Source organism: uncultured Ruminococcus sp. (assembly GCA_902785355.1).
In the GTDB taxonomy this organism is placed as follows: Bacteria; Bacillota; Clostridia; order Oscillospirales; family Acutalibacteraceae; genus Ruminococcoides.
Genome location: CACZYF010000039.1, coordinates 15547 through 25865, shown reverse-complemented (window position 1 = coordinate 25865; position 10319 = coordinate 15547). Strand labels below are relative to the sequence as shown.

Annotated in this window: 2 protein-coding genes and 3 pseudogenes; 4 read left to right on the top strand and 1 reads right to left on the bottom strand. The window is 56.4% G+C overall.

Annotated features, from left to right (window positions below; all coding sequences use genetic code 11):
• Positions 1–196 (top strand): hypothetical protein (locus tag R2I50_RS08785; RefSeq protein WP_316608773.1); only part of this gene is annotated, 196 nt, incomplete at its 5' end.
• A 188-nt stretch (positions 197–384) separates the two neighbouring features.
• Here R2I50_RS08785 and R2I50_RS08780 read toward each other — a convergent pair.
• Complete coding sequence (locus tag R2I50_RS08780; protein WP_316608772.1) at positions 385–1128, bottom strand: biotin--[acetyl-CoA-carboxylase] ligase; 744 nt, start codon at positions 1126–1128, stop codon at positions 385–387.
• Positions 1129–1522: 394 nt separating this feature from the next.
• On the opposite strand from R2I50_RS08780, the pseudogene rpoB reads away from it, so the two are divergent.
• From rpoB to R2I50_RS08765, 3 pseudogenes are all read left to right on the top strand, one after another.
• Positions 1523–5285, top strand: a pseudogene (gene rpoB, locus R2I50_RS08775) (DNA-directed RNA polymerase subunit beta).
• A gap of 12 nt (positions 5286–5297) precedes the next feature.
• A pseudogene (gene rpoC, locus R2I50_RS08770) lies at positions 5298–8856 on the top strand (DNA-directed RNA polymerase subunit beta').
• 236 nt (positions 8857–9092) lie between these two features.
• A pseudogene (locus R2I50_RS08765) lies at positions 9093–10319 on the top strand (hypothetical protein); the annotation flags it as partial.

Sequence of the window (10319 nt, the reverse complement as noted above, 5' to 3'; positions counted from 1 at the left end):
TCCAGAACTGACAGAAAGGACGTGCATGAATATGAATAAAGAAACTTATGAGCGTCTTTTGATGGACGTAACCGAATTTGACACAGAGGACGTTATCACCACCTCCGGTGAAGAGCCCGGTCCGGGTCCCATCAATACTCATACTACCACCCTCGGTAGATTTGAGCAGGGCCTCGGCCTCCCGCTGGGAATCTGATCCTACTGCGAAGCGGTTTTGACCGCTGATTTAAAAACGCATAATAAAAGAAACGGGGCTGTCGCAAGCGTTGCGGCAGCCCTGTGTCTATGTGGAATTTTTAAAAAACAGTCAGTGCGGGGGGCGCAAGGCGCGCTTTCCCGTATGAAAACCCCTGCGGCATCACGAGCGCTGCCGCAGGGGGCGTTTTACAGGCTTACCGAGATCTCTCCGGAGTTGAGTGCGGAGCGTTTCCCGTTCTCTTCGACGATCAGACCTCCGTCGGACGCAATATCGACGGCGATCGCCGTATGTCTGACATTATCCTTGACATAACTCACGGCTTTGCCGAGTACCGAACTGTGTCCGCGATAGCTGTCGATGACGGCGGGATCGTCGAGCCGACCGTACAGTTGAACGAGTTCATCGGTGACGGCTGCGCAGAGCGCCTCGGGTTCAACGTCGCCGAGATTCCCTGCGGTAGAGGCGATCTCGGCGGGGAAATCCTCCGTTTTCAGGTTGATCCCGACGCCGACGATGACCCTCAGCGGACGGTTCATGCTGTCGCTGACCAGCTCCGTGAGGATGCCCGCGACCTTTCTGCCGCTGATGAAGATGTCATTGACCCATTTGATCTGCGGCTTCTGCGGCGTGAGCTTCTCTACCGCTGTGCAGACCGCGACCGCGGCGGCGCAGGTGAGCAGCTGGATGTCCGCGGGAGCGGAGCAGGGGAGGGAGAGGGTCATATACAGCCCCGTGTTCTTCGGCGAATAGAAGTCGTGACCGCGCCTGCCTCTGCCCGCAGTCTGGTGCGAGGCGGCGTAGAGGTGGACGCCGCTGTCCGCTTGTGCGTTGCGCTTCGCCTCATTATTGGTCGAATCGATGCTGTCGTACAGGTGTACGGCGGCTTTTGTTTTCAGTTTTAAAAAGATTTTTTCGCTATTGAGAGCCATTTTCCGCTCCTTCGGTTAGTATAAACTAAAAATACAGGGGTCAAAGATGATTATTGTGGCTTTTTCATAAACAACCCTGTGTTTTACACTTGTAAAACACGCAACGCTGTCGGGTGTTCCTAACACTTTCGAGAACAAAAGCTTTTTATTTATAATTGCGAATCAGAATTAAAAGCAAAAAGTTTTTGAAAATCTCTTGACAAAGTTGACACTTTCCTTTAGAATACTACAATGTATCATTATGGGAACATTTACGCCTTGAGCCTCAGACGGATTTTTCGACAAAGTATATTAGCAAAGTCAAAGCCGTTTGTCAAGAGCTAAATGAAAACAATCTTGTAACCGTTACGGATTGTGTCCCGTTACGAAATATAAAGAAGGAGTGATGTGCCTAATGGTAAATGTCAAAGACGTAAAATTGGGCAGAGCGGAACGTAAGAGCTTCGGCAAGATTGAAGACGTCATCAATATGCCGAACCTTATCGAGATCCAGAAGAAGTCCTACCAGTGGTTCCTTGACGAGGGCTTGAAGGAGGTATTCAAGGATGTTTCCGGTATCAACGATTACCAGAACAACCTTGTCCTCGACTTCATCGACTACACCCTCGACGTCGAGCATCCCAACTACTCGGTCATCGAATGTAAGGAGAGGGACGCCACATATTCCGCGCCCCTGCGCGTGACTGCCCGCCTGCTGAACAAGGAGACCGGCGAGATCAAGGAAAGTAACGTCTTTATGGGTGATTTCCCGCTCATGACCGATTCGGGTACCTTCGTCATCAACGGCGCCGAGCGCGTTATCGTATCCCAGCTCGTCCGTTCCCCCGGCGTGTACTTCAAGATGGATCACGACAAGACCGGTAAGGAGCTGTTCTCCTCCACCGTCATCCCGAACCGCGGCGCGTGGCTGGAGTATGAGAACGACGTCAACGACGTGTTCTATGTCCGTATCGATAAGAACCGCAAGCTGCCGATCACCGTATTTCTGCGTTCCTTAGGTCTTGGTACCGACGCCGAGATCGTCGAGATGTTCGGCGACGACAAGCGTATCAAGGCGACCTTTGAGAAGGATAACTGCAAGAGCGTGGAGGACGGTCTGATCGAAGTGTACCGCAAGCTCCGCCCCTCTGAGCCGCCTACGATCGAGAGCGCTCAGACGCACATCAACAACCTCTTCTTCGACCCGAGGCGCTACGATATGTCGCGCGTCGGCAGATATAAATATAATAAGAAGCTCAACCTTGCCGGCCGTATCACCGGCAGGACCCTGACCCAACCCATCGTCGCTCCCCGTACCGGCGAGGTGCTCGCCCAGCGCGGCGAGGTCATCACCCGCGAGAAGGCTGCCGAGATCGACAACGCCGGCGTTCGCTGCGCGTTCATCGCCGCTGACGAGGGTCACGAGATCAAGGTGCTCTCCAACGGCATGGTCGACATCAATCAGTATGTCGATTTCGACTGCGCTCCCTTAGGCGTGAAGGAGCGCGTATCCTTCGACGTGCTGTGTGAGATCCTCGATTCCTGCGAGAGCGAGGAGGAGCTGAAGGCTGAGATCGAGCGCCGCGCAGGCGAGCTCGTCCCGAACTTCATCACCACCGACGATATCTTCGCTTCCGTCAACTATATGAACTGCCTTGCCGAGCATGTCGGCACCACCGACGATATCGACCATCTCGGTAACCGTCGTATCCGCCGCGTCGGCGAGCTGCTGCAGAACCAGTTCCGCATCGGCTTCTCCCGTCTCGAGCGTGTTATCCGCGAGCGTATGACCCTGCAGGCGCAGGATCCCGAGTCGCTCTCTCCCGCGTCCCTCATCAATATCCGTCCCGTGACCGCGGCGATCAAGGAATTCTTCGGTTCCTCTCCGCTGTCCCAGTTCATGGATCAGAACAACCCCCTTGCCGAGCTGACGCATAAAAGACGTCTGTCAGCGCTGGGTCCCGGCGGTCTAAGCCGAGACAGAGCGGGATTCGAGGTACGTGACGTACATTATACCCACTACGGCCGTATGTGTCCTATCGAGACCCCTGAAGGTCCGAACATCGGTCTGATCTCTTACCTTGCGACCTTCGCGAAGATCAACGAGTACGGCTTTATCGAGACTCCCTTCCGCAAGATCGACAAGGAGACCGGCATCGTCACCAAGGAGGTCGTCTACATGACCGCCGATATGGAGGACGAGTTCTATGTCGCCCAGGCGAACGAGCCCCTCGATGAAGAGGGCCGCTTCGTCCATCATAAGGTCGTCGGCCGTCATAAGGACGAGTTCGTCGAGCTGAAAGCATCCAGATTTGATTATATGGACGTTTCTCCCCGCATGGTCGTCTCCGTCGCAACCGCGATGATCCCGTTCCTCGAGAACGATGACGCGAACCGTGCGCTGATGGGCGCGAACATGCAGCGCCAGGCTGTACCGCTGATGGTCACCGAATCCCCGATCGTCGGCACCGGTATGGAGTACAAGGCGGGCACCGACTCCGGCGTCTGCGTACTTGCCGATGACGACGGTACCGTCATGAGCGTTGACGCGAACCACATCACCGTCCAGTATGATAACGGTAAGGTCAAGGAGCACGAGGTCATCAAGTTCCTGCGCTCCAATCAGGGCACCTGTACAGCGCGTCGTCAAGGGCGAGGTCCTTGCCGACGGTCCCGCTACCAAGGACGGCGAGATCTCTCTGGGTAAGAACGCCCTGATCGGCTTCATGACCTGGGAAGGCTACAACTACGAGGACGCGGTTCTCATCAGTGAGAAGATCGTCCGCGAGGATAAATATACCTCGATCCATATCGAAGAGTATGAGATCGACGCCCGTGATACCAAGCTCGGACCCGAGGAGATCACCCGCGACATCCCGAATGTCGGCGAGGACATGCTCAAGGATCTGGATGAGAACGGTATCATCCACGTCGGCGCCGAGGTACACGCCGGCGACATCCTGGTCGGTAAGGTAACGCCCAAGGGCGAGACCGAGCTGACCGCCGAGGAGCGCCTGCTGCGCGCTATCTTCGGTGAGAAGGCGAGAGAGGTTCGTGATACCTCCCTGCGCGTGCCCCACGGCGAGAGCGGTATCGTTGTCGACGTCAAGGTATTCACCCGCGAGGACAGCCGCGACGAGCTGCAGCCCGGCGTCAACAAGGTTGTCCGCTGTTATCTGGCGCAGAAGCGCAAGATCTCCGTCGGCGATAAGATGGCGGGTCGTCACGGTAACAAGGGTGTCGTTTCCCGTATTCTGCCTGTGGAGGATATGCCCTTCCTGCCCGACGGTACGCCGCTGGATATCGTTCTGAACCCCCTGGGCGTACCTTCCCGTATGAACATCGGTCAGGTGCTCGAGGTTCACCTCGGCTACGCTTGTAAGGCGCTTGGCTGGAAGATCATGACTCCCGTATTCGACGGCGCTCATGAGCAGGATATCTTCGAGCTCTTCGAGCGTATCAAGGATAAAGACGACTATCCGGATATGCGTAACGAGACCGGCATCGACTTCGGCGAGTGCTTCCGTCACAACGGCATTTCCATGGAGTGTAAGACCAGACTGCGCGACGGCAGAACCGGCGAGTTCTTCGACAACCCCGTCACCGTCGGCTACATGTATTACTTAAAGCTGCATCATCTGGTCGATGATAAGATCCATGCGCGTTCCACCGGTCCTTACAGCCTGGTCACCCAGCAGCCTCTGGGCGGTAAAGCTCAGTTCGGCGGTCAGCGCTTCGGTGAGATGGAGGTTTGGGCGCTCGAGGCTTACGGCGCCGCCTACACCCTGCAGGAGATCCTGACCGTGAAGTCCGATGACGTCGTAGGCCGTGTCAAGGCGTATGAGTCCATCGTCAAGGGTCAGAACATCCCGACTCCGGGTATCCCCGAGTCCTTCAAGGTACTGATCAAGGAGCTGCAGAGCCTGTCGCTCGACGTCCGCGTGCTCAACAGCGAGGGCGAGGAGATCGACCTCAAGCAGCACTTCGACGAGGACGACGATATCGTTGTCGCTTCCGATGACGAGACGCTCGAGGAGGATCAGGTCATGACCTCGATGGACGGCTTCCTGCTCGACGAGGATCAGGACGAGGAAGGCAATATGTTTGACGAGTCATCTATTTATGAGGATCAGGACGATATGCTCGATTATGATGACTTCGGTTCCGATGAAATTTAAGGAGGGGCTTTAATGGATAATAACGTTTTTGATTCGATTAAAATCGGTCTTGCTTCTCCCGATCAAATAAGAGAGTGGTCTTACGGCGAGGTCAAGAAGCCGGAGACGATCAACTACAGAACCCTCAAGCCCGAGCGTGACGGCTTATTCTGCGAGCGCATCTTCGGACCTACCAAGTACCAAGGACTGGGAGTGCCACTGCGGTAAGTACAAGCGTATCCGCTTCAAGGGCAAGATCTGCGACCGCTGCGGCGTTGAGGTCACCCGCGCCAAGGTCAGACGCGAGCGTATGGGTCATATTGAGCTCGCCGCTCCCGTATCGCATATCTGGTATTTCAAGGGCATCCCGTCCCGTATCTCTTTGATGCTGGACATCTCGCCCCGTACACTGGAGAAGGTGCTGTACTTCTCCTCTTATATCGTCACCGATCCGGGCGACGCCCGCGAGATCGCGAAGCTCCAGCTCCTCTCCGAGCAGGAGTACCGTGACCTCAGAGAGAAGTACGAGGACGACTTCAAGGCAGGTATGGGCGCCGAGGCGATCCGCGACCTGCTCAAGGAGATCGACCTTGAGGCGCTTTCCGCCGAGATCAAGGAGGAGCTCGAGAACTGCTCCACCTCTCAGAAGCGCGCCCGTCTCTCCAAGAGACTTGAGGTTGTCGAGGCGTTCCGTCTTTCCGGCAACCGTCCCGAGTGGATGATCCTGGAGGTTCTCCCGGTCATCCCGCCGGATATCCGCCCCATGGTACAGCTCGACGGCGGCCGATTCGCGACCTCCGACCTGAACGACCTGTATCGCCGCGTTATCAACCGTAATAACCGTCTCGCTCGTCTGCTCGAGCTCGAGGCGCCCGATATCATTATCCGCAACGAGAAGCGTATGCTGCAGGAGGCGGTAGACGCCCTGATCGATAACGGCAGAAGAGGCAGACCCGTCACCGGTCCCTCCAACCGTTCGTTGAAGTCCCTCTCCGATATGCTCAAGGGCAAGCAGGGCCGCTTCCGTCAGAACCTGCTCGGTAAGCGTGTCGACTACTCCGGCCGTTCCGTTATCGTTGTCGGTCCCGAGCTGAAGATGTACCAGTGCGGTCTGCCGAAGGAAATGGCGCTGGAGCTGTTCAAGCCCTTCGTCATGAAGCGTCTGGTCGAGACTAAGGTATCTCAGAATATCAAGGCGGCACGTAAGGCGGTCGAGAGAGCGAAGCCCGAGGTCTGGGACGCGCTCGAGGTCGTCATCAAGGGTCATCCCGTACTGCTCAACCGTGCGCCTACCCTCCACCGTCTGGGTATCCAGGCGTTCGAGCCCGTTCTCGTTGAGGGACGTGCGCTGAAGCTGCATCCGCTGGTTTGTACCGCTTACAACGCCGACTTCGACGGCGACCAGATGGCGGTTCACGTACCGCTGTCCGCTGAGGCTCAGGCTGAGGCGCGCTTCCTGATGCTGGCAGCCGGCAACCTCCTCAAGCCCTCCGACGGTAAGCCCGTCGTCGTTCCGACCCAGGATATGATCCTCGGTTCCTACTACCTGACCCTCGATAAGGACGGCGAGCCCGGTGAAGGCAAGGTGTTCAAGGACGTCGACGAGGCGCTCATGGCGTACCAGACCGGTATCCTGACCCTGCACAGCAAGATCAAGGTCAGATGCGAGGGCGAATTCAACGGCGAGATTATTCGCAATCTTATCGATACCACTGTCGGCAAGATCATCTTCAACCGTGCCGTTCCTCAGGATCTCGGCTTTGTTGACAGAACGAAGCCCGAGAACGTCGGTAAGTTCGAGGTAGACTTCCTCGTCGGCAAGAAGCAGCTCGGTAAGATCATCGACGCCTGCATCCATGCCCACGGTACAGAAATCACTGCCGACGTGCTGGATAAGATCAAGGCACAGGGCTATAAATATTCCACCATCGGCGCGATCACCGTCGCTGTCTGCGACGCGACCATCCCGCCCGAGAAGAAAGAGATCATCGCGAAGGCTGAGGCTGATGTCGACGCCATCCGCGAAGAATACAACATGGGTCTGCGCTCCGACCAGGAGAGATACGAGAAGGTACTTTCTATCTGGGAGAAGGCGACCAACGACGTTACCGAGAAGCTGCAGGGCAACCTCGACCGCTACAACCCCATCTACATGATGGCGGATTCCGGCGCCCGTGGCTCCATGAGCCAGATCCGTCAGCTCGCCGGTATGCGCGGACTGATCGCGAACACCTCCGGTAAGACCATCGAGATCCCGATCCGTGCGAACTATCGTGAAGGCCTGAACATCTTGGAGTACTTCATCTCCTCCCGTGGTGCGCGTAAGGGCTTGGCGGATACCGCGCTGCGTACCGCCGACTCGGGTTACCTGACCCGCCGTCTGGTCGATGTATCGCAGGAGGTCATCATCCGTGAGGACGACTGCCACGCCAACGAAGGCCTCGAGGTCTTTGATATCAAGGCGGGCAAGCAGGTCATCGAAGAGATGCACGAGCGTCTGCTCGGCCGTTACCTCGTCCGCGATTTCTGTGACGAGAACGGCAATGTGCTGGTCTCCAAGGATACCCTGATGGGCGACCGCGAGGCGGATATCATCTGCAACTCCGGCGTCGAGAGCGTCGAGATCCGCTCCATCCTCGCCTGCCGCTCCAAGCACGGCGTATGCCGTAAGTGCTACGGCTCGAACCTTGCGAACGGTTACCCCGTCACCGTCGGTGAGGCGGTCGGTATCATCGCCGCCCAGTCCATCGGTGAGCCCGGTACCCAGCTGACGATGCGTACCTTCCATACGGGCGGTGTCGCGTCCGCTGAGGATATCACCCAGGGTCTTCCGCGTGTTGAGGAGCTCTTCGAGACCCGTAAGCCGAAGAACCTCGCGATCATCTCCGAGATCGACGGCGACGTCCGCTTCGAGGAGATCAAGAACACCCGCCATGCTGTTGTCTACAATACCGAGACCGCCGAGGAGAAGAGCTATCTGATCCCCTTCGGCTTCCGCGTCGCGGTAGAGGAAGGTCAGCATATCCGTAAGGGTGACAAGATCACCGACGGTTCCGTCAACCCGCATGACATCCTTGAGATCATGGGTGCTAAGGCTGTTCAGGACTACCTCATCAGCGAGGTACAGAGCACCTACCGCTTACAGGGTGTTGATATCAACGATAAGCATATCGAGGTCATCGTGCGCCAGATGCTCAAGAAGGTGCGCGTAGATGAGCCCGGCTCGACCGACTTTATGCCCGGTCAGATGTATAACCGCAACGACGTGCTCTATGCGAATAAGCTGATCAAGGAGCGCATCGCGAACGGTGAGGAAGGCCTCAAGGAGGCTACCTGGACGCAGCTCCTGCTGGGTATCACCAAGGCTTCTCTCGCGACCGATTCCTTCCTGTCCGCCGCGTCCTTCCAGGAGACCACCCGCGTCCTCACCGACGCCGCGATCAAGGGCAAGGTCGATCCGCTGGTCGGCTTGAAGGAGAACGTCCTGATCGGTAAGCTGGTTCCCGCCGGTACCGGTATGTCCCGCTACAACAACATCGAGCTGGAGGAGAATTACATCCCCACCGCTCCCGTAGCGCCGATCGAAGATTAATAGAATAATCCGCAGAATGAGCCTTCCGCCGGGAGGCTCATTTTTCATATTTCTATATAGATCACTTGTGCAATTCTTCCAAAAACAGGGTCGATTTTTCTATACTTTCAACAGGAATAATCCGAGTGGTTTCTGTTGAAAAGGTTACGCAGTTGTAATATAATTAATATGATAGCGATAGTGTACACTTTTGTGTAATTGTGTGCATTATGAAAAACCGATAGGAGGAGATTAACATGAAACAATCTAAACGAGCGGTCAGCTTGTTGCTTGTGTTAACGATGCTCGTTGCCATGTTTACCATGTGCGCCGTTCCCGCAAGTGCTGCTGATCCGTACGACGATGTTCCGTTGCTCGGCGATATTGACGGCGACGGCATCGTTACCGGTGCCGATGCGCTTGATCTTCAATGTTCACTGGCATGGTATGAAGGCTACATCCAGTACGACGATTTTACGGAAGATGATGTAGAATTCAGAGTCGCGAACACCTTCCATGATGATGTTATCGACATCGTAGACGTGTTCTATATTATGCTCTACCTTGTCGATGATCCCGATGCACGCGACAGAGGCATCGAAGAGCCCATCGACATGCCCGTAAAGCCTACGGAATCCCCGACCGAGAAGCCCACCGCTGCTCCCGTTACCGAGAAGCCCACGGAGATGCCCACCGCCGCTCCTGTTACCGAGAAGCCTACCGTAGCGCCTACAGTCGCCCCCGTTACCGAGCAGCCGACTGAGAAGCCTACCGAGGCTCAGAAGACGAGCGTTACGATCTACGGTCTGAACGGTCAGTCCGAGACCCGCGAGTTCAACGTCGGCGATACCTTTACCGTTTATACAACGCTGAATGCGCTCGATACCACCGCACAGGGTAAGATCGCGGCTGTCAACGCGGCCCAGACCTTCACCAGCTCCATCCTGAAGTCTGTCGATCCGGTCGGCCAGTACAACCTGTTCACTAACCCCGCCGGTATGTTCCCGATCACCGGCGAGGCTACCGTCGCCCGACAGATGGGCGCGATCCAGCGCTATAATGCTGCAAACGCCGGCTTAGACCCCTTTGTTTTCAACAGCGACAGCAGCATCTTGTCGCAGTTCACCTACCGTGTCACAAAGCCGGGTACTGCTGAAGTCCGTAACACGATTTTGACGCTTGCCGCCGCCGACGAGGCGATCACCCGCGTGATCAATAAGAGCACCGTTGCTCCCGGTGAGAACGTGATCGTTACTGCTTCCTTTGATAAGCCCGCTCCCGCGCCTACTCAGCCCGTGACCGAGAAGCCTACCACTGCTCCCGTGACCGAGAAACCCACTGAGAAACCCACTGAGAAACCCACCGAAAAGCCCACGGAGAAGCCCACCGAGGCGCCCTCTAAGGCGACCGTAACCATCTACGGCTTACAGGGACAGAGCGAGACCCGCGAGTTCAACATCGGCGATACCTTCACCGTATATACC